Source organism: Salinivibrio kushneri, assembly GCF_027286325.1.
GTDB classification, from domain to species: domain Bacteria; phylum Pseudomonadota; class Gammaproteobacteria; order Enterobacterales; family Vibrionaceae; genus Salinivibrio; species Salinivibrio kushneri_A.
In genome coordinates, this window is record NZ_CP114588.1 from 568,093 (window position 1) to 585,462 (window position 17,370).

A 17,370-nucleotide genomic window follows, 5' to 3' on the forward strand; every position below is an offset into this window, starting at 1 on the left:
TGCGATGGCGTCAAACTAACTGTCTAAACTGGCTTGTGGTTGCTTGGCTGGTAACACCTTGACTTGCTTAATCATATTGTCTGCGACGTCGACAATTTCAATATGATGGCCATCAATTTCCACACTTAAGCGGTTGTTAGGAATATCTTCCAGGTGTTCGAGGATGAGTCCATTGAGAGTACGCGGCCCATCGGTCGGCAGGGCCCAATTAAGGCTCTTATTCAAGTCGCGAATATTGGCGCTGCCCTCAATCAGATACCCTCCGTCGGTCAATGGTGTAATTTCTTCTGCCAAGCTCGGTGACAATGATGTTGTAAATTCGCCCACGATCTCTTCGAGAATATCTTCCAAAGTCACCAAGCCGATCATGTCGCCATATTCGTCAACGACCAAACCAATACGTTGCTTGTTGCGCTGGAACTTCAGCATTTGCACGTTCAGTGGTGTGCCTTCAGGAATAAAGTACACTTCGTCGGCGGCACGAAGCAGCGTTTCTTTGTTAAATTCGTTTTTCTCTACCATTAAGCGGTACGCTTTGCGCACCCGCAGCATGCCAACGACTTCGTCGATGGTGTCGCGATAGAGTACCATCCGTCCATGCGGAGCATGCGTGAACTGACGCATGATTGACTTCCAGTCATCATTGATATTGATCCCGGTGATTTCATTACGGGGTACCATAATGTCATCCACGGTCACTTCTTCTAACTCAAGAATCGACAGCAGCATATGCTGGTGGCGGCGAGGGATCAGACTGCCTGCTTCATTAACAATCGTGCGCAGTTCCTCGGTGCTTAAGCTGTCTTTGCCATCCGCCTTGGCGCCTAACCCCAGTATCCGTAAAAAGCCATTGGTAATAAAATTCACCAAACTGACCAACGGATAGAAAATTTTCATCAGGATGGTCAGCACAAAGCTGCTGATAAATGAAACCCGCTCAGGGTAGAGGGCGGCAAGTGTTTTTGGGGTCACCTCAGCGAAAACCAAAATCACCATGGTCAGAGCGCCGGTGGCGATCGCGATACCGGCATCACCGTAAAGGCGCAAGCCTAAAACGGTCGCGATCGACGAGGCAAGAATATTGACCAGGTTATTACCAATCAGGATAAGCCCGATCAGCCGGTCTGGCCGAGTGAGCAGTTTTTCGACTCGCTTAGCGCCGCTATGGCCTGATTTAGAAAGGTGGCGTAACCGGTAGCGGTTAAGGGCCATCATGCCTGTCTCAGACCCGGAAAAATAACCGGAAATGACGATAAGCAATACCAAAAGGGAAATTAAAATTCCCGTCGATATGTCGTCCAACGAACTGTTCCTTACGTTTGTTTGAAGATCAGAGCCTATGCTCGAGTGTACACTACTGCCACGCGCCTATGGGGCCGTTTGCCCTTTGCCATATGCGCGCACTGTCTTACCCCGCGATCAGGATCTCACGGACAAAACGGCTGCCAAAATAGGCTAAAGTGAGTAGAAAGGCGCCCACAATACTAAACCAGACCACCCGACGTCCACGCCAGCCTGATTGATAATGTCCCCAAAGGAGAACGCCATACACGACCCAAGCGGCCATAGAAAGGAAGGCTTTGTGCGCTTTCCCTTGCGCGAACATATCATCGACAAAGAGCAATCCAGTCATTAAAGTGAAGGTTAATAACACCTGACCCACCAAAATGATGTTGAAAAGCTGCCGCTCCACCATCATTAAAGGAGGGACATTGTGATTAATGACCTGACGTTTTTTGTGTTTGAGCTGATAGTCTAACCATGCCAGTTGTAGCGCATATAAGGTGGCTATCATCAAGGTTGAATAAGCGAACAGCGCCAGAGAAATATGCAACAGCACCTCTGGATGCGATTCGAGATGGGTAATAAAGGCGCCAGGAAGCAGTGTCGCACTCGCAAGGTTTAGCCCTGCGAAGGCATAAACCACCGGTAGCAAGAACCACAGCCGCAACCTAAAAATTAGTCCGGTAGTCATCATCGCAATGATAAAACTCACCAAGGAGGCGACGTTGAGCATGCTAAGGTTCTGCCCCGTGCCTGATAAAATCAGGTCTTTTAACAGGTAGGCATGCAGCGCCAGCGCAGCCAAGGCGGTGAAAAAGACCGGCTTCGCACTAATTTGATTGTTGCTGGACAAGCCGGGGATGATCTGCAAAATGGCGGCCAGATAAAGCATTGATGCCAATAAGGCTGTCAGAATTTCCATCGTCACCGATCAGTCAGTTAATCAATAAGAATGAAGGTGTGAGTATACCTTGCCTCAATCTTCGTCGCTATCGATACATGCAAGCGATGGGGGGATTGCGGTATAATCTCAGTAATTTCGCGACAGCGATTGCACCCAGATGAAAAATCATGGGCCAATAGGACGAGTGGGCGAGTAACGCATGTTTGAAAACTTATCAGAACGTTTATCCCGGACGCTCAAAAATGTGAGCGGCCGTGGTCGGTTAACGGAAGACAATATCAAAGAGACCCTACGCGAAGTGCGTATGGCGCTGCTGGAAGCCGATGTCGCGCTCCCTGTGGTCCGTGATTTTGTCAAACGCGTCAAAGAGCGTGCCGTTGGCATTGAAGTGTCTAAAAGCCTGACGCCTGGGCAGGAATTTATCAAAATTGTCCAAGCCGAGTTAGAAGCGGTGATGGGCGATGCCAATGAAAAATTGGATCTTGCGGCCCAGCCGCCAGCAGTGATTTTGATGGCAGGCTTGCAAGGGGCGGGTAAAACCACCAGTGTGGGCAAGCTGGGTAAGATGCTTACCGAGCAGGAAAAAAAGAAAGTCTTGGTGGTGTCTGCAGACGTTTATCGCCCGGCGGCGATTAAACAGCTGGAAACCTTGGCGGGTGAAGTCGGGGTAGATTTCTTCCCATCTAGCGCCGATCAAAACCCCGTCGATATTGCCAAATCGGCCGTTGACCACGGCAAGCTGAAGTTCTACGACGTGGTGATTGTCGATACCGCCGGTCGCTTGCACGTTGATGATGCCATGATGGACGAGATCAAAGACGTTCATAGTGCGGTCAACCCAGTAGAGACCTTGTTCGTGGTCGACGCGATGACAGGTCAAGATGCGGCAAATACCGCCAAAGCCTTTAATGATGCGTTGGCGTTAACGGGTGTGGTATTGACCAAAGTCGATGGTGATGCCCGTGGCGGTGCGGCATTATCGGTGCGCCATATCACCGGCAAGCCGATCAAATTCCTGGGTGTAGGTGAAAAAACCGACGCACTGGAGCCTTTCCATCCTGACCGGGTGGCATCCCGTATCTTGGGGATGGGCGATGTCCTGTCGTTGATCGAAGATCTCGAGCGTAATGTCGATAAAGACAAAGCCGAGAAAATGGCCAAGAAGTTTAAGCAGAAAAAAGGCTTCGACTTGGCTGATTTTCGCGACCAGCTTGAGCAGATGAAGGGCATGGGTGGCATGATGGGCATGATGGATAAGTTGCCTGGGATGTCGAATGTGCCCGACAACGTGAAAGATAACGTTGATGACAAAATGTTCTTGCAGATGGAAGCGATCATCAATTCGATGACACCACGTGAGCGCCAGCGTCCAGAAATCATCAAAGGGTCGCGTAAAAAGCGGATTGCTGCAGGTTCAGGTACCCAAGTGCAGGATGTGAACCGTCTTCTTAAGCAGTTCACTCAAATGCAGAAGATGATGAAGAAGATGCAAAAAGGTGGCATGCGCAACATGATGCGCCAAATGAAAGGCATGATGCCACCGGGTGGTGGCCCAGGCGGGCCTGGCGGATTCATGGGCTAATCAGATAGCGGACTTGCCTGTCAGCCCAGTGCTGGCAGGCAGATCAACTCGCTGTGAGGCTTGGGACAACTGGTGGAAATTTGACTAAACCAGTTGCATTCACAGCAATAAAGAGTAAAATTCCCGAGCTTTATTTTGGCACGAGGCCCCGCATTGCTTACGCGAAACGGGGCCAATTTTATTAAGTAATGCAAATGAGGACGATATGGTAACCATTCGTTTGGCACGTCATGGCGCGAAAAAACGCCCATTTTATCAAATCGTTGTAGCTGACAGCCGCCAGGCGCGCGACGGTCGCTTCATCGAGAAAATCGGTTTCTTTAACCCTGTAGCTCAAGGCCAGGAAGAGAAACTACGCCTTGACCTGGATCGCGTAAACCACTGGGTTAGCGAAGGCGCAACGGTTTCTGACCGTGTGGCTAAGCTAGTTAAAGACGCCGCGAAAGCAGCGTAAGTCTCCAGTGTCAGGGTTAAAAGAAGAAATGAGTGAGCAAGATACTATCGTGGTTGGCAAGCTAGGCGCGTCATACGGTATTCGTGGCTGGCTCAAGATTTTTTCTTACACTGAAGAAGCTGAGAGCATTTTTGCCTACTCTCCTTGGTTTATCCAGGTGCGCGGGCAGTGGCAACGTTTCGAGTTAGAAGACTGGAAACGCCACAACAAGGGGTATGTTGCCAAGCTCAAAGGGCTGGATCAGCGCGAAGACGCGCAGATGCTGACCAATGCTGAGATTGCAGTAGGGACTGAGTCGCTGCCTGCTTTGTCAGATGAAGAGTTTTATTGGCGTGAGCTGTTTGGCATGGACGTGGTGAATGCAAAAGGCTATCACCTCGGTACGGTGACTGACATGCTCGAAACCGGCTCTAACGACGTACTTGTCGTCAAAGCCAACCTCAAAGATGCTTTTGGCAAAAAGGAACGCTTAATTCCGTTCCTTGAAGAGCAGGTTATCAAGTCAATTGATCGCACTGCTCAACGGATCGAAGTTGACTGGGATCCTGGTTTTTAAACTCCAACAGTAAGCGAGCGGAAATATGTGGGTTGGCATTATTAGCCTGTTTCCTGAGATGTTCCGAGCGGTCACTGATTTTGGAGTCACGGGCCAAGCGGTAAAAAAAGGGCTGTTAAACGTCGAAACGTGGAATCCGCGTGATTTCACTCAAGACAAGCACCGTACGGTTGATGACCGACCTTACGGCGGTGGCCCCGGCATGTTGATGATGGTTGAGCCGTTGCGCGATGCTATTCACGCTGCCAAACATGCCGCAGGCGATAAAGCGAAAGTGGTTTACCTCTCTCCGCAAGGGCGCAAGCTCGACCAAGCGGGGGTCAAATCACTGGCTAGCAATGACAAACTTATTTTGATTTGCGGCCGGTATGAAGGGGTAGATGAGCGCATTATTCAAACCCATGTAGACGAAGAATGGTCAGTGGGAGATTTTGTGCTCAGTGGGGGCGAGCTGCCCGCAATGACGCTGGTGGACGCGGTTGCTCGGTTTGTACCGGGTGTACTCGGGGACATGGCGTCAGCAGAGGAAGACTCCTTTGCTAACGGGTTGTTAGACTGTCCACACTACACACGTCCAGAAGTGTTAGACGGGTTGGGGGTACCAGAGGTGCTAAAATCCGGCAATCACAAGGACATTCGTCGCTGGCGATTAAAGCAATCGCTAGGTCGCACTTGGTTACGACGACCAGAGCTCCTGGAAAACCTAGCTCTGACTGACGAACAGGAATCACTACTTGCCGCGTTCATCAAAGAACACCGTGCAAGTGCCGAATCAAATTGAGTTTCAGTTTATTCTAGGGTTATAAACAATGAGTAACATCATCAAGCAGCTCGAAGAAGAGCAAATGAAAAAAGACCTGCCTGAGTTTCAAGCAGGTGACACTGTCCTGGTACAGCTTAAAGTAAAAGAAGGTAACCGTGAGCGTCTGCAGCCATATGAAGGTGTGGTTATCGCTAAGCGCAACCGTGGTCTACACACTGCATTCACCGTACGTAAAGTATCAAGCGGTGAAGGTGTAGAGCGTACTTTCCAAATCCATTCGCCAGTTATCGACAGCATTACTGTTAAACGTCGCGGTGCAGTACGTCGTGCCAAACTGTACTACCTGCGTGAGCGTTCTGGTAAGTCAGCTCGAATCAAAGAGCGTCTTAACAAGAAGTAATCGCCCTCGGCGTTTATTGCTCAAAAAGCCCGTCCAAATGGACGGGCTTTTTTATTGTCCTCAACCGCTCAACCGCTCAATCGCACTTACAACCGTTTACTCGGCCATGTGACCACTCACCGACAAAGCAGATGAATGTGGCGGCTAGGTAGGCAAAATGGCACCTGTACCCTACTAAAAGATTGGCAGCTTAGCTGCTAACGACACGGAGAACAGCGATGTCCTGGTTTTTATTATGCGTGGTGACCTTGATTGTGGGCTATTTCACTTACGGCACCTTTATTACCAAAATATTTGGGCCTAAGCCGCAAAAAGCGACACCGGCCATGAGCATGAACGATGGCGTGGATTATGTGCCGCTGTCGGACAAAAAAGTTTACCTGATTCAGCTTTTGAATATTGCTGGATTAGGCCCAATCTTTGGCCCGATTCTCGGTGCCTTGTACGGCCCTGTCGCCATGTTATGGATTGTGTTTGGCTGCATTTTTGCGGGGGCTGTGCATGACTACTTCTCAGGCATGCTGAGCGTCCGCGCAAATGGGGCTTCTGTGCCTTCTGTGGTTGGTGAACATCTGGGCAACTTCGCTAAACATTTTATGAACTTCTTTGCGGTGTTGCTGTTGATGTTGGTCGGCGTGGTATTTGTGCTCGGTCCCGCCAAGTTGTTGGGTAGCTTGTCAGAGATGAGCGTGGCGATGTGGGTCGGTATTATCTTTGCCTATTATGTGCTGGCGACAGTGGTACCCATTGATAAAATTATCGGCCGTTTTTATCCCGTGTTTGGTGCCTTGCTTGTCTTTATGTCGGTCGGCTTGATCATCGGCTTGGCCGTGAGCGATCACAGCTTCTACAGCCAAGGGTTAGACTTTGCGACCAACTTCCACCCAACCGATCTACCACTGTGGCCATTGCTGTTTATTACTATCGCTTGTGGAGCAGTATCCGGCTTCCACGCCACCCAGTCGCCCTTGATGGCGCGCTGCATGCAAAATGAAAAGTCAGGGCGTTTTATCTTCTACGGCGCGATGATCGGTGAAGGTGTGATTGCACTTATTTGGTGTAGCCTGGGCTTGAGCTTCTATGAGTCGAGTGAGGCGCTTAATCAAACGCTGGCTAACGGTGGCCCGGCTGCGGTGGTGCATGAGGTTTCTACCTCGCTCCTAGGCACCGTCGGAGGCATTATGGCGGTCTTAGGCGTGATAGTGCTGCCGATTACTTCGGGTGATACCGCTTTCCGCTCCGCGCGTCTGATTATCGCCGACTTTCTGAAAATTCAGCAAAAACCGATGGTGAAGCGCCTGATGATTGCGATCCCCATGTTTGTGGTCGGTTTTTTGATCACCAAAGCGGAGTTTGGCGTGATTTGGCGTTACTTCGGCTGGGCGAACCAAACTACCGCGATGATCATGCTATGGGCCGCGGCAGCTTATCTGATTAAACGCGATAAATTGCACTGGGTATGCACCATTCCAGCAATGTTTATGACCGCAGTGACCGTCACTTACTTGGCCAATGCTGAAATCGGGTTTGGCTTGCCGATGAATATCGCTACCATCATCGGCGTGGGGGCGACAATTGCTGCCACTATCGCTTTCTTTGTGGGGTATAAGCCTAATCCACAACTGATCGCGGATGAGAAGTGATTGCCATGTCACCAGAGCGAGCAGCCTTGATTAGCGTCGATTGATTTTTATCTAAATGATTGGTCTTACGGCAATATCTGCGCAAATACGCTAAGATCTAAGCCTCAGCTTTTGCTGGGGCTTTTTATGTAGGGTAAGGGTTAAGCATGATAAAAACGATTTTTTCACTATGGGTTGTTGTACTCTTGGTCGGATGCGCCGCGTCGACCACCCAAGGCTTGGTCGATGAGCAGAACTGGTATGGACTTGGCGAGCAAGATGGACAGCGCGGATTGCCACAGCGCTCGTTGAGCGATTTGCGGACGTTAGCCACCGACGCCGGCGAAACCATCAATGCCAACTATCTCGATTACGAGCAAGGCTATATTCAGGGTATTGATGCTTACTGCGATCCTACCCATGCCTACCAATTGGGATTAGATGGCAACCCCTATATGGGCGTGTGTGAAAGTCGTCCTGGCTCCCAGCGCTTTAGGATGGAATGGCAGCGCGGCTATAATGATTTTCAAAACCAAACCAATGGGCTTTTCTACTAGCGCACGGTGAACACGGCTTACTGACACAGCCCGAGCTTATCTTTTAATGACTTGAGATAGCGTCGGCTGACAGGCACCACATACGCAGATTGAGTGATCACTTCGGCAAGGCCATTGTCGAGCAACTGGATTTCGCGGATAGCAGCCGGATGCACTAAGTATTGGCGATGACAGCGTATCAGTGGTGTTTTGTCTTCCAGAACTTTGAGTGAAAGGTGCGTGATAGACTCGCCTTTTGCCGTGAGTAGCGCGACCCCACTTAGTGCGGTACGTGCGACCTCCACCTCTTGGTGAGGGATCAGAGTAATCCGGTTATGTCCGGCACAAGGGAGTAAATCCAACGCGGGCGTGATCACTTGGTAGTCTTGCTTCTGGCTCAGTTCGCGCGTGAGCTTTTCCAGTGATTTTTTCAATCGTATGGTCTCGACGGGCTTGAGCAAATAGTCGAACGCATTCTCCTCGAACGCTTGCACCGCATATTCATCATAGGCAGTGACAAAGACCACTTTAGGCATGGTGTCGGGGTCGAGCATCGCGAGAAGTTCTAAGCCGGTCACGCGCGGCATCTGAATATCTAAAAACACCACATCGGGGCGGATTTGGTTGATGGTTTTTAGTGCGTCGATGGCATTGTTGCACTGTCCAACCACCTCAACGCCGCCAAGCGCGAGTAGCTCGTCTTCCAAGGCTTCACGGGCGTGTAGCTCATCATCAACAATCAGTGCTTTTATCATGCCTGACTCTCCTTGTTGGGCGCTTGATACGTTAAGGGGAGGGTAACGGTTGCCCGTGTCCACACATCGGGCTGACAGGTCATTTTTAGTGCATATTGGCCACCAAATAGACCGCGCACGCGTTTGTCGACAATCCGCATCCCAAGTCCTGTGTGCTGCACCGTGGGTTGATAAAGCCCAGCATTGTCTTCCACTTGTAAATACAGGCATTCGCCTTCTTGCCAGCCACGGATCACAATTTTACCGTTTGCCATTAATTGACTGATCCCATGTTTCACCGCGTTTTCAACCAAAGGTTGTAAGGTAAAACTTGGGATCACCGCGTGCAAGATAGCCGGATCAATCTGCTTCTCAACGCTCATACGATCGGCAAAGCGGGCATGTTCGAGTTCTAAATACGCATCAAGGTGATTCAGCTCTTGCTCAAGCGACACCGTCTCGCGATTTTGCTTGAGATTACTGCGAAAGAAGGTGGATAAGTGCTGGATTAACTGGCGAGCACGTTCCGGCTCACGTTTGACCACTGCACTAATAGTATTTAAGGCATTGAACAAAAAGTGTGGGTTCACTTGGGCGCGCAATAAGTTTAACTCGGCTTGGGTGAGCAAGCTTTGTTGGCGCTGATAACGCCCCGTCAAAATCTGGTTGGAGAGGAGTCGCGCGATCCCCTCACCCATGGTGACATTGATCGCCGAGAAGAGTTTCCGTTTAGGCTCATAAAGCTTCACCGTGCCTAGCACATAACCGTCACCGCCGCGCAATGGGATCACCAGCACTGAACCGAGTTTGCAGTAAGGTGACAGCGAACAGCAGTAGGGCGTATCGGCGCCATCGATATAAATTAATTGATCATCGGCAATCGCGCGACGGGTGTAATCTGAGGCAATAGGTGTTCCTGGCAGGTGGTGATCATCGCCAATACCGGTAAAGGCGAGGATCTTTTCGCGATCGGTAATTGCGACGGCCCCGACCCCTGTCTCTTGCTGAATAATGGCAGCCACTTGTTCACTGCTTTGCTGATTAAAGCCGCTACTTAAAATACCGACCGATCGTTCAGCAATTTTTAGCGCCTTACTGGAAAACGCCGCTGAATAGCGCTCGAACAGGGTTTTTCGGTCGACAATAATGCTCATAAACATCGCGGCACCGACCGAGTTAGCAATCACCATGGGCGCAGCAATCGCACTGACGAGCTCATATGCACGACTAAAGGGCTCAGCCACCGCGAGGATAATCGCCATTTGCACCAGCTCGGCGACAAAGGTCACCCCTAACACCACGGTAGGGGAAAACAAACGGCTGGTTTGGTTGCGGGACACTAAGTAGCGGTGCATAAAGCCACCAATCAAGCCTTCGGCGGTCGTCGATATAGCGCAAGCGAGATCGGTAAAACCGCCTAAGCTATATCGATGTAAGCCACCGGTTAGCCCAACCAAAAAGCCCACGACCGGTCCGCCCAGTAAGCCGCCCATTACTGCACCGATAGCACGGGTGTTGGCAATCGCGTCTTGGATGCTTAGGCCAAAATAGGTACCGAGAATACAAAAACCAGAGAAGAGGAAATAACAAACGACCTTATGCGACAGCCGTCCTGAGATGCTCAGCAGCGGCATAAACGCCGGCGTTTTACTCAGCAAATAGGCGATCACCAGATAAACGCTCATTTGCTGCAAGAGGGAAAGAACCAGGGCCATAACCACCCACACAAAAATCACGGATAGGTTATAGTAACGGTTGACGGTTTAAGACTCTATCTCAAATTCCAATGTAAACTTAAGTTTACTAAGTAAATTAAATAGTACACTAGCTGTTGCTTTTAAAATGGAGCCTGGTATTGTTTGTGTAAAACTTAATGAACAATTAAAGGCAAGGCTATGCAGCAAGATTCGGTGACCAATGTCCATATCCGCGATGAGCAAGTTCTGCTCACGCCAGAAGCACTTCGCGCGCAATTTCCGATTGAAAAAAGCACGCGTGCGGCGATCAGCCAAGCGCGCCAAACCGTGGCGGATATTATTCACAAACGCGATCATCGTTTACTCGTGGTGTGTGGCCCTTGCTCGATTCATGATGTGGAGGCAGCAAAAGATTATGCGCGTCGTCTGAAAGCCTTGTCGGATGAGCTGAGCGACCAATTGTTTATCGTGATGCGGGTGTACTTTGAAAAACCCCGCACTACTACTGGCTGGAAAGGCTTGATCAACGATCCCCACCTGGATGGAAGCTTTGATGTGGAATCAGGCTTAAAGCAAGCGCGTGGCCTGCTTACCGATTTAGCGCAAATGGGGATCCCGCTGGCCACTGAAGCGCTGGATCCTATCAGCCCGCAATACATTGGCGATCTGTTTAGCTGGGCGGCGATTGGTGCGCGTACCACCGAGTCGCAAACCCATCGTGAAATGGCCAGTGGCCTGTCGATGCCAATCGGCTTTAAAAATGGCACGGATGGCAATCTGGCCACCGCCACCAATGCGATGAAAGCCGCTGCGTCTGGGCACCGGTTTATGGGGATCAACCAAGCTGGGCAAGTGGCATTACTGAATACCCAAGGTAACCCGAACGGCCATGTGATCTTGCGCGGCGGCAAGCAAACTAACTACGACTCAGTCTCCGTTGCCGAATGTGAGCAGCAAATGGAAGCCGCGGGGCTTAACCCGTCCCTGATGGTGGATTGTAGCCACGCGAATTCTCGCAAGGATTATCGTCGGCAACCGCTGGTGGCGGAAGATGTGATCCATCAAATCAAACAAGGTAATCGCTCTGTGATTGGCTTGATGATTGAAAGTCACCTCAACGCTGGCAACCAATCAGCGGATCTGCCGAAAGATGAGATGGCATACGGGGTGTCGATCACCGATGCTTGCATTGATTGGGCGTCTACCGAACAATTGCTCCGTCATGCTCACCAAGAGCTGGCAACCTCTCTTCAACAACGGATTCAACAGGACTAAATCATGGTGGCGGAACTAAGCCGACTGCGCGATCAAATAGACGATGTCGATAAACAGATGGTGAGCCTGCTCGCGCGCCGTTTAGAGCTGGTAGCAGAAGTGGGAGAGGTAAAAAGCCAGCATGGCTTGCCCATTTATGCACCGGACCGTGAAGCGGCGATGCTCGCTTCGCGTCGTCAAGAAGCACAGTCGCAAGGCGTGCCACCGGATTTAATTGAAGATGTGCTGCGTCGTACCATGCGCGAGTCGTACAGCAGTGAAAACGACTCTGGCTTTAAGTGTCTAAACCCGGATTTACGCCAGATCGTCGTCATTGGCGGTAAAGGGCAGCTGGGTGGTTTGTTTGCGCGTTTGTTTGCGCTTTCTGGTTACCAAGTCACTGTGCTGGATAAAGATGATTGGGGGCATGCCGACGCCCTGCTGGCCAATGCAGGAATGGTGGTAGTGTCGGTACCCATTGACGTCACGGAAACGGTCATTAGTAAACTGACCCAACTGCCAGACGATTGCTTATTAGTGGATCTCACCTCAGTCAAATCAGGTCCGCTACAAGCGATGTTAGCAGCGCATTCAGGGCCCGTGGTCGGGCTGCACCCGATGTTTGGTCCAGATGTGGCCAGCCTTGCCAAGCAGGTGATTGTTTATTGCGACGGCCGCCACCCTGAGGCGTACCAATGGTTGCTTGAGCAATTTCGTATCTGGGGCGCCGGGTTAAATCGGATCAGTGCCATTGAGCATGATGAAGGTATGACGTTGATCCAAGCACTGCGCCACTTTACGTCGTTTGTTTACGGGGTCCATTTGGCAGAAGAAAACCCCAATTTAGATCAGCTCACCGCACTAAGTTCACCGATTTATCGCTTAGAGCTTGCGATGGTGGGGCGCTTGTTCGCCCAAGATGCGGGTCTGTATGCGGATATTATTATGTCCTCGCCGCAAAACCTGGCGATGATCAAGCGCTTTTACCAGCGTTTTGGCGAAGCGATTGATTTGCTTGAACAACACGACAAAGCCACCTTTGTTGATGCCTTCGCGCAAGTAGAAAACTGGTTTGGCGACTATGCCCCACGTTTTTTACAAGAAAGCCAAGGCCTGTTGCGACAAGCCAACGACGCCACCCATCGCACCGCGACTTAGTCAAGGCTTACCTTTTCAAGGGGCAGGAGGGTAGAGAGCCACACAGATAAAGTGAGATAGCTTGTATATCGATATGACGGACTAAGAACTGGATCGCATGGATAAAGTGATAGGGTATTTATAATCAGGCTCGCACGTGGAAAAGTGAGTCTTTGTAGTAGGCTAAGCGGATTCGAATGTATTATTTCGTCGCTATGAGATGTACGGTTATTGCGTGTTTGAGGCTACAGCAAGCGGTCGAAAGCGTATTAGAACTATCGTTGCAGAGTCTGTGATTTAGGGATATAGTTACCGAGCGGTTGGAAACAATCTATGGTGTGCTGCCTTGTTGTAGTGCGCTGAGCTCGTAGCTCTTTCCGCCGCCTTCTTTCCCCCCATTTCCTTTCGTAGCGACTCTCTATTATCTTAGGGGTTCGTATATGTTTTTGTTGTACGCAGATGAATCAGGCACTCCTGGTGGCGCAGACCAAGAGCATTTTGTTCTCGCTGGCTTCAGTGTGTTCGAGCGCTCTGCACATTGGCTTTCTCTTGAGTTAGATAAAATCGCGGCAATCTTCAATCCACAAGACCCCCACGCTGTTGAACTCCACGGCGCACCAATGCTTGCGGGGCGAGGCTTTTGGCGGAAATTTGATAAAGAGTTGCGCCTAGAAGCCATCAAACAGGCTCTTAGCTTAATTGATGGGCGTAAATTTAGAATATTTGCTTCAGTTGTAAGAAAAGGTGCCATCTCTCCAAATGATCCGGTTCATTATACCTTTCAACAAATTGTAACCCGCTTCGATCATTTCTTAGCCAGACAACATGTTCACTTCAATAATACCCAAAGAGGTCTGATTCTTTTTGACAAAAGCAGCAAAGAAGCACCGATTCAAGCACTCGCTAAAGCGTTTAAACTCGATGGTCATGACTGGGGGCGTCTGAGGAATATGGCAGAAGTCCCTGCCTTTATCGATTCTGAAGCAACAAGATTGATTCAACTCGCGGACCTGATTGCTTACGCGTTGTTTCGTTATTATGAAAAAAAGGACGGTCAGTTTTTCGACCTTATTGAGCGAAAATTTGACTATTTTGGGGGCGTTCAGCATGGACTTCACACGGTCGTTTAGGCGATACAATGGTAATTAATTAGTAAAAGCCCACATCGTGGGCTTTTGGCGTTAATGGCCACTCGCGGTTAGTCGTGGCTGTCCGGCAGCGATACCTCGGTGGGGGAAATGGTTTCTGACGGGTAGCAGCCGAGCACTTTTAGATAACGGGTCAGGGTGGTGAGCTCGTCCAGTGCACTTTGCATCAGGTTGCTAGCCATATTGGCCTCAACATCGACGTAAAACATCTCTTCCCACGGGTTACCGAGCACGGGGCGAGATTCGAGCTTGGTCATATTGATGCCACGCTCGCGCAATACCATCAAGCATTCGACCAAGGAACCGGCTTGCTGTGAGGTCGACATAATAAACGTGGTTTTGGCAGGGGTCAGTGACGACACTTTTACCGGCTTGCGGGCCACCACAATAAAGCGGGTATGATTCTGCTGTTGGTTGGCAATCTCGCCCTTAATTGCGGTTAAACCGTAAAACTCACCACTGGCAGCATGGCCAATCGCGGCCACATTGGGCTGGTTTAAATCCGCCACTTGTTGCATAGCCTCAGCGGTGCTGGAGCAGTAGATTTTCTTCACGTTACCCAAGGTGTCAATGTATTCGCTGCATTGCTGGTGCGGCTGCGGGTGGGCATACAAGGTATCAATTTGGCTTGGGTCTTGGTCGCCGACAGTCAGCAGGCAGTGGTCGATAGGCAGCGTCAGCTCACCGACAATCGATAAACGCGTGTGCTGCAGCTGATCGTACACTTCGTTGATTGAGCCAGAGCTGGTGTTTTCTACGGGTAAGATACCGTAGTCGGCATGGCCGGTTTCTACCGTTTCTACTACCTTTTTAAAGCTGTCACAGGCCATCTCCACCAGTTCGGTTTGCTTGCGGCTAAAGTATTGGCGCGCAGCGAGATAGGAGTAAGAGCCTTGGTTACCCAAGAAAGAAACCCGTGCCACTGGACGCTGATTGTCTGGGTTGGCCAGGTTTTGCAGGTAGCGCTGCTGAATCAGTACCGAGTCTTCGATAATGGTGTGAAACAGGCTCAATACATAGTGAGCGTCTAGCTGGTGATCTTGCGCTTTGGTCACCAATTTTTCTAATAAGGCTTGTTCGCGGGCTTGATCGCGAATCGGTTTTTGCACCGCGACTTTGTTTTTGGCGACATCCAGGCTTAAGCGACGTCGCTCGGCCAATAGCGTCAGCAGCTCTTGATCAAGCTGACTTATCCGTGTGCGTATCTCATCCAGTGGGCGTGGTGTGTCTGGCATACATTATCCTTGTTCTAATACAAAAAAACCTCCCGGTTGGGAGGTTAGTGCGCCAGGCTGATTGGGCTTAGCACGCTTCCTCCCGCGTTAGCGAGATAAAAAAGAAGCGAAAAAAACGAGCGAGAATCAGCATTGGGCGTTGTGTTGTTATGTTTGCGTATGGATTAACCATATGGGGCGCAGGCAGGCGTGTCAAGGATCAAAAAGCCCCGCAAAGGCGGGGCTAACATGTTTAGCGATTTAGGTGTTGCGCTGAGGGTTAGATTTCCTCATCGGCTGGATTTTCTTCCATCGCAACCGTCGCGGCTGATTTATCATTACGGCGCGCTTCGCCTTTGTGTTGGACCTTATTCAGTTGCTTCTCGAGTTTTTGGCCCACCTCGTTAATCGCTTTGTACATGTCGTCGCTTTCGGCAGAGGCAACCAATGTTGAACCTGGTAGCCCAGCTTTGGCTTCTACTTTGAACTGGTGGTTTGGCTCCTTACTGATCACAGCATGAGGATTGATGAGTGCCACCTGCCACTTGGCCAGCTTTTCAAAGCGGCTTTCGATGCGCTCACGGATGGCGGGAGTGATTTCGATGTTTTTGCCTGCAATTTCCACTCTCATACTCTTTCCTCTTTGTTCCCCTGTATTAGGTTCATCTTCAGATTACCGCTTTCCATTATTGATAACGTGACTTAGCTCATGTTTAAAGGGGGGAGAGATGTTGATAGGAGGATCTGTGAGCACTCACGAATCCTGACATCGAAAAGGCCGGAAAAGCCTTGAACTCACTGATAAAAATGCTACGTTGGGAGAGGTCACGAATGCTGATTCACCCGCCAGTCAGGGGCGCGTCGCGCCTATGTATTCCCTACCTTTTACTTGTGGTTAACAATGTGCCACAAACCTGCTGATGCTTTTTGGCGCATTGCGGTGATGCAATAGTGGTTCAAGCAAAATGGGCATAAAAAAGGCGACCAAGTTGGCCGCCTTTGAAGAACGCTAAACGCGCGCTTAATTAGTTATTGGCGTGCAGCTCGTGGTTGAGCTCGACCGCTGTTTTGTTGGTGAGGCATTCAACCGCTCCCGTTTTGGAGTTGCGGCGTAGCAAGAGATCGGATTTACCCGCTAAGTCACGTGCTTTGATGCTCTCTACCACATTGCCGTCGGCGTCGAGCATGGTGACTTTGGTGCCTGCGGTAACATACAACCCTGACTCGATGGTGCAACGATCGCCCAAGGGGAAGCCAAGGCCAGCGTTGGCACCCAAGAGTGAGTTCTCACCGATTGAGATCACAATCTGGCCGCCGCCACTTAACGTACCCATAATCGATGCACCGCCGCCGATATCGCTACCTTGACCGACCATCACACCTGCAGAGATGCGGCCTTCAATCATGCTTTTGCCTTCGGTGCCAGCATTAAAGTTGATAAAGCCTTCGTGCATCACTGTCGTACCTTCGCCCACATGGGCACCCAAACGCACTCGGGCGGTATCGGCAATACGCACGCCGGCAGGCACCACGTAATCGGTCATTTTCGGGAATTTATCCACGCACTCAACGGTCAGCGTTTCGCCTTTCAGGCGGGCTTCCATTTGACGCTCAGGCAACTCTGGCAAGTCGATCGGGCCTTGGTTGGTCCAAGCAATGTTGTGCAGCAGGCCAAAGAGCCCGTCAAGCACCACACCGTGAGGTTTGACCAAGCGGTGTGAGATCAGCTGAAGCTTTAAAAAGCCTTCCGCCACCGATGCGGGTTTGCTGTCGTTTTCTAGAATAACCAGCACCAGCGGTTGTGTGGTTTGTTGAGCCTTGCTCGCAAAGTTAGCTGCCTGTTGAGCGCCAGCGGCAGCGAAGGCTTCACTGATTGCAGCGCAGGTTTCTGGTGCAATCTCTAGTACCTGATTACCGGCGCTATAATCGGTTAGCGCGCTTAGGGCACTCACCAGATCATCACTAGGGTTAAGCAGGGGCGCCGGGAAATAGGCTTCAATGATTTTACCGTCCTGGTTTTGAGTGGCGGTACCGAGTGCCAGAGCAAAGCTTGCCATTGGGGGAGATCTCCTTGTGTCGTTGGGC

Annotated in this window: 17 protein-coding genes; 10 read left to right on the plus strand and 7 right to left on the minus strand. The window is 50.6% G+C overall.

Annotated features, from left to right (window positions below):
* Positions 1-15: 15 nt before the first annotated feature.
* Both N8M53_RS02800 and N8M53_RS02805 read right to left on the minus strand, forming a co-directional pair.
* On the minus strand, positions 16-1,302 hold the full coding sequence (locus N8M53_RS02800) for an HlyC/CorC family transporter (protein WP_269579407.1): 1,287 nt from the start codon (positions 1,300-1,302) through the stop codon (positions 16-18).
* Positions 1,303-1,408: 106 nt separating this feature from the next.
* Positions 1,409-2,206 (minus strand): cytochrome C assembly family protein, encoded by a 798-nt coding sequence (locus tag N8M53_RS02805; protein WP_269579408.1) that lies wholly within the window; start codon positions 2,204-2,206, stop codon positions 1,409-1,411.
* 181 nt (positions 2,207-2,387) lie between these two features.
* Here N8M53_RS02805 and ffh point away from each other — a divergent pair, with 181 nt between their 5' ends.
* The 7 genes from ffh (at position 2,388) to N8M53_RS02840 (ending at position 8,122) form a co-directional block, all read left to right on the plus strand.
* Positions 2,388-3,770: a signal recognition particle protein gene (ffh, locus tag N8M53_RS02810; RefSeq protein WP_269579409.1), complete on the plus strand. Its 1,383-nt coding sequence runs from the start codon at positions 2,388-2,390 to the stop codon at positions 3,768-3,770.
* A 205-nt stretch (positions 3,771-3,975) separates the two neighbouring features.
* Positions 3,976-4,224, plus strand: a complete 249-nt coding sequence (gene rpsP / locus N8M53_RS02815; RefSeq protein ID WP_046074122.1) for a 30S ribosomal protein S16 — start codon at positions 3,976-3,978, stop codon at positions 4,222-4,224.
* Positions 4,225-4,252: 28 nt separating this feature from the next.
* Positions 4,253-4,780 (plus strand): ribosome maturation factor RimM, encoded by a 528-nt coding sequence (gene rimM / locus N8M53_RS02820; protein WP_077666533.1) that lies wholly within the window; start codon positions 4,253-4,255, stop codon positions 4,778-4,780.
* A 25-nt stretch (positions 4,781-4,805) separates the two neighbouring features.
* The gene (gene trmD, locus N8M53_RS02825; protein ID WP_269579410.1) at positions 4,806-5,561 is read left to right on the plus strand and encodes a tRNA (guanosine(37)-N1)-methyltransferase TrmD; all 756 of its coding nucleotides are present in this window, start codon (positions 4,806-4,808) and stop codon (positions 5,559-5,561) included.
* A gap of 28 nt (positions 5,562-5,589) precedes the next feature.
* Complete coding sequence (gene rplS, locus N8M53_RS02830; protein WP_046074125.1) at positions 5,590-5,943, plus strand: 50S ribosomal protein L19; 354 nt, start codon at positions 5,590-5,592, stop codon at positions 5,941-5,943.
* Between the two features lie 218 nt (positions 5,944-6,161).
* Positions 6,162-7,586 carry a carbon starvation protein A gene (locus N8M53_RS02835; RefSeq protein ID WP_269579411.1) on the plus strand — a complete coding sequence of 475 codons (1,425 nt, stop codon included), beginning with the start codon at positions 6,162-6,164 and terminating at the stop codon, positions 7,584-7,586.
* Positions 7,587-7,732: 146 nt separating this feature from the next.
* Positions 7,733-8,122: a DUF2799 domain-containing protein gene (locus tag N8M53_RS02840; protein WP_269579412.1), complete on the plus strand. Its 390-nt coding sequence runs from the start codon at positions 7,733-7,735 to the stop codon at positions 8,120-8,122.
* A 17-nt stretch (positions 8,123-8,139) separates the two neighbouring features.
* Here N8M53_RS02840 and btsR read toward each other — a convergent pair whose 3' ends face one another.
* Both btsR and N8M53_RS02850 read right to left on the minus strand, forming a co-directional pair.
* On the minus strand, positions 8,140-8,856 hold the full coding sequence (btsR, locus tag N8M53_RS02845; RefSeq protein ID WP_269579413.1) for a two-component system response regulator BtsR: 717 nt from the start codon (positions 8,854-8,856) through the stop codon (positions 8,140-8,142).
* Complete coding sequence (locus tag N8M53_RS02850) at positions 8,853-10,550, minus strand: sensor histidine kinase (protein ID WP_269579414.1); 1,698 nt, start codon at positions 10,548-10,550, stop codon at positions 8,853-8,855. Before N8M53_RS02850 ends, btsR begins: the two co-directional genes overlap by 4 nt.
* A 180-nt stretch (positions 10,551-10,730) precedes the next feature.
* On the opposite strand from N8M53_RS02850, the gene N8M53_RS02855 reads away from it, so the two are divergent.
* From N8M53_RS02855 to N8M53_RS02865, 3 genes are all read left to right on the plus strand, one after another.
* The gene (locus N8M53_RS02855) at positions 10,731-11,807 is read left to right on the plus strand and encodes a 3-deoxy-7-phosphoheptulonate synthase (RefSeq protein WP_269579415.1); all 1,077 of its coding nucleotides are present in this window, start codon (positions 10,731-10,733) and stop codon (positions 11,805-11,807) included.
* A gap of 3 nt (positions 11,808-11,810) precedes the next feature.
* A complete protein-coding gene (gene tyrA / locus N8M53_RS02860; protein ID WP_269579416.1) occupies positions 11,811-12,944 on the plus strand; it encodes a bifunctional chorismate mutase/prephenate dehydrogenase in 1,134 nt (377 codons plus the stop codon).
* 419 nt (positions 12,945-13,363) lie between these two features.
* Positions 13,364-14,053 carry a DUF3800 domain-containing protein gene (locus tag N8M53_RS02865; protein ID WP_082084423.1) on the plus strand — a complete coding sequence of 230 codons (690 nt, stop codon included), beginning with the start codon at positions 13,364-13,366 and terminating at the stop codon, positions 14,051-14,053.
* A 68-nt stretch (positions 14,054-14,121) separates the two neighbouring features.
* Here the strand turns inward: N8M53_RS02865 and pheA are convergent, their stop codons facing one another.
* The 3 genes from pheA to dapD form a co-directional block, all read right to left on the minus strand.
* Positions 14,122-15,306 (minus strand): prephenate dehydratase, encoded by a 1,185-nt coding sequence (gene pheA / locus N8M53_RS02870; protein ID WP_269579417.1) that lies wholly within the window; start codon positions 15,304-15,306, stop codon positions 14,122-14,124.
* Positions 15,307-15,565: 259 nt separating this feature from the next.
* Positions 15,566-15,916 (minus strand): ribosome hibernation-promoting factor, HPF/YfiA family, encoded by a 351-nt coding sequence (gene hpf, locus N8M53_RS02875; protein ID WP_046074133.1) that lies wholly within the window; start codon positions 15,914-15,916, stop codon positions 15,566-15,568.
* A gap of 394 nt (positions 15,917-16,310) precedes the next feature.
* On the minus strand, positions 16,311-17,342 hold the full coding sequence (gene dapD / locus N8M53_RS02880) for a 2,3,4,5-tetrahydropyridine-2,6-dicarboxylate N-succinyltransferase (protein WP_269579418.1): 1,032 nt from the start codon (positions 17,340-17,342) through the stop codon (positions 16,311-16,313).
* Positions 17,343-17,370: the final 28 nt, after the last annotated feature.

Excerpts from the sequence above, each read along its gene's own strand:
- rplS (WP_046074125.1), top strand. The coding sequence starts at position 5,590 with ATGAGTAACATCATCAAGCAGCTCGAAGAAGAGCAAATGAAAAAAGAC.
- N8M53_RS02835 (WP_269579411.1), top strand. The coding sequence starts at position 6,162 with ATGTCCTGGTTTTTATTATGCGTGGTGACCTTGATTGTGGGCTATTTC.
- N8M53_RS02840 (WP_269579412.1), top strand. The coding sequence starts at position 7,733 with ATGATAAAAACGATTTTTTCACTATGGGTTGTTGTACTCTTGGTCGGA.
- N8M53_RS02850 (WP_269579414.1), bottom strand. The coding sequence starts at position 10,550 with ATGGCCCTGGTTCTTTCCCTCTTGCAGCAAATGAGCGTTTATCTGGTG.
- tyrA (WP_269579416.1), top strand. The coding sequence starts at position 11,811 with ATGGTGGCGGAACTAAGCCGACTGCGCGATCAAATAGACGATGTCGAT.
- ffh (WP_269579409.1), top strand. The coding sequence starts at position 2,388 with ATGTTTGAAAACTTATCAGAACGTTTATCCCGGACGCTCAAAAATGTG.
- N8M53_RS02855 (WP_269579415.1), top strand. The coding sequence starts at position 10,731 with ATGCAGCAAGATTCGGTGACCAATGTCCATATCCGCGATGAGCAAGTT.
- N8M53_RS02865 (WP_082084423.1), top strand. The coding sequence starts at position 13,364 with ATGTTTTTGTTGTACGCAGATGAATCAGGCACTCCTGGTGGCGCAGAC.
- rimM (WP_077666533.1), top strand. The coding sequence starts at position 4,253 with ATGAGTGAGCAAGATACTATCGTGGTTGGCAAGCTAGGCGCGTCATAC.
- hpf (WP_046074133.1), bottom strand. The coding sequence starts at position 15,916 with ATGAGAGTGGAAATTGCAGGCAAAAACATCGAAATCACTCCCGCCATC.
- N8M53_RS02805 (WP_269579408.1), bottom strand. The coding sequence starts at position 2,206 with ATGGAAATTCTGACAGCCTTATTGGCATCAATGCTTTATCTGGCCGCC.
- dapD (WP_269579418.1), bottom strand. The coding sequence starts at position 17,342 with ATGGCAAGCTTTGCTCTGGCACTCGGTACCGCCACTCAAAACCAGGAC.
- trmD (WP_269579410.1), top strand. The coding sequence starts at position 4,806 with ATGTGGGTTGGCATTATTAGCCTGTTTCCTGAGATGTTCCGAGCGGTC.
- pheA (WP_269579417.1), bottom strand. The coding sequence starts at position 15,306 with ATGCCAGACACACCACGCCCACTGGATGAGATACGCACACGGATAAGT.
- btsR (WP_269579413.1), bottom strand. The coding sequence starts at position 8,856 with ATGATAAAAGCACTGATTGTTGATGATGAGCTACACGCCCGTGAAGCC.
- rpsP (WP_046074122.1), top strand. The coding sequence starts at position 3,976 with ATGGTAACCATTCGTTTGGCACGTCATGGCGCGAAAAAACGCCCATTT.